This window comes from Arthrobacter sp. SPT-J7 (assembly GCF_059089965.1).
In genome coordinates, this window is the sequence record NZ_JBNHFF010000445.1 from 1 (window position 1) to 1,293 (window position 1,293).

Here is a 1,293-nt window from a genome sequence, read left to right on the forward strand (position 1 = left end):
CGCGTGAGGCTGTGGTGCGGGCCGAGTCCGAGCCGGAAGCGCCGGCCGAGGAATCCAGCCCGGCCAGGGCGAGGCTGGGTGCGCCGGAACGAAGGTCGGCGTCACCCGCGGACCCCGCCGAACCGCTGGCCACAATGGCGATGGCCTTGATCAACGTGGCCTTGCTTTCAGTCCTGAGTGCGACGTCGTCGGCCAGCATCTCGATCAGGGAGTTGACTGACTCCTGGGCAAGGCGGGTGGTGGGCAACCAGGGGAGTGCCTGGCGCCAGGCAGCGAAAGCCCACAGCAGCAGGTGGTGCCTTTGGCTCAGGTGGGCGTTTTCGTGAATCAGTACCGCACGGAGTTCAGCCGGCTCGAGGGCTGCCATCAAACCATCGGACAGCACGGTCACAGAGCGCGCGCCGCCGGGGAGGCAGTAAGCCACAGGCGAATCGTGGTTGATGACCAGGGTCCCGGTTCCTTCGGCGGAAGGCGAAGCAAGGAGCGCGAGGAGTTCGCGGTGCCGCCGCCGCTGGCGTTCGATCTTGTAATACGTCAGCAACAGGGTGAACACCAGGTGGGCCGTCAGCAGGGCCGCGGCGGACAGCGCGAAGATATGCCAGAAGCCCAGCGCGGTGGTGGGGGCGTTGAAAAGCACCATGCCTGCCAGTGCCCGAAGTCCGGCGATGAGGTTATCGCCGATGGGCTCCAGTCCGTACACCAGCATGGCGCCGATCATGGACAGTCCGCCGGCCAGCGCTATGGCCTGCCAGAGCAGCATGGCCGTGAAGGGGGAGCGCGAGGGCCAGTTCGCCCTCGAGAGGAGGATAGGTACCGGCCACGCCAGGACTATCGCAAGGACCGCCAGCAGGTACGAGGCCCAGAACATGGTCCGTTAGAGGTGGCCAAGCAGTTTGCGCAGAGTCTCGGCTTCACCTTCGGAGACGGATCCGATGAATCGTGCCAGCACGGCCTCGCGGTCCGGAGCCGACCCCAGCACTTCGTGCATCAGCTCGGCGGTGTGGTCCTCGCGGCTCGACACTGCCTGGTAGCGGTGCGGGCGGGTGCCCCGTTCGCGTTCCACCAAGCCTTTTTTCTCCAGCCGGGACAGCACGGTGAGCACCGTGGTGACGGCGAGTTCCTTGCCTTCGTGCCCGGCGGCACCATTCTGGCCGACCGATGTCTGCGCGAGCCGGTCCCGCAAGGTGTTCGCGGTGGCTGCTTCATGGCCCGCCCAGAGCAGGTCCATCACTGCCCGTTCCAGTTCACCAAGACTAGCCATTGCACTTTTCCTTCGTTTCCCCGCACCGCAAC

Annotated in this window: 2 protein-coding genes; both read right to left on the minus strand. The window is 66.0% G+C overall.

Annotated elements, in window-relative coordinates:
* A partial coding sequence (locus AC5RWX_RS33440) for a M56 family metallopeptidase (protein ID WP_494100448.1) occupies window positions 1-868 on the minus strand: 868 nt, incomplete at its 3' end.
* Window positions 869-874: 6 nt separating this feature from the next.
* Complete coding sequence (locus tag AC5RWX_RS33445; protein ID WP_494100449.1) at window positions 875-1,261, minus strand: BlaI/MecI/CopY family transcriptional regulator; 387 nt, start codon at window positions 1,259-1,261, stop codon at window positions 875-877.
* Window positions 1,262-1,293: the final 32 nt, after the last annotated feature.